This is a genomic window from Caballeronia humi (genome assembly GCF_001544475.1).
GTDB classification, from domain to species: domain Bacteria; phylum Pseudomonadota; class Gammaproteobacteria; order Burkholderiales; family Burkholderiaceae; genus Caballeronia; species Caballeronia humi.
Genome location: NZ_FCNW02000270.1, coordinates 1 through 510 on the forward strand (window position 1 = coordinate 1; position 510 = coordinate 510).

Consider the following 510-nt stretch of genomic DNA (forward strand, 5'->3'; position numbering starts at 1 on the left):
CTAAGCCGCCGCATTCCGAAGTCCGCGTTCAAGCAATACACGACCATGCGCATATTGCGCGATATGCCCGATCTCAAACTTCAGGAAATCCATCAGACGATTACGATCGGCACAGCCGACGTCGAATTGTCTCGGATGCTGGAGATTCCGCTCAACGCGCCCGTCGCACACGCCTATCGCACCGCGACCGATGCCGATGGAACGATCGTGTTCGTCGGCAATGGCGTGTATCGGGGCGACGTTGTTCGCCTGGACATCAAGGTCGCCCTATAAACGCGGGTCGAGGGTATTGCCGTGTGCGGTGTCCGCGACTTGCGTCATCAGTGTTTTCACCATCTATTTTTCCTCGCTAATAGGTCAAAAGGCCATATAATTGACCTAACACGAAAAGCGAGTCGCATTCGAGTTGAGCGGTTCGGCAGGTGTCGTGTGATCTTTAACGTTCCCGAAGGATAGGCACATGAAACTGCATTGGTCGCCGCGCTCGCCGTTTGTGCGCAAAGTCATGGT

At 54.7% G+C, this 510-nt stretch carries 1 protein-coding gene; it reads left to right on the forward strand.

Annotation, left to right across the window (positions count from 1 at the left end; all coding sequences use genetic code 11):
* On the forward strand, window positions 1-273 hold a 273-nt coding region (locus tag AWB65_RS35360), incomplete at its 5' end, for a UTRA domain-containing protein (RefSeq protein ID WP_125474321.1).
* Window positions 274-510 lie beyond the last annotated feature (237 nt).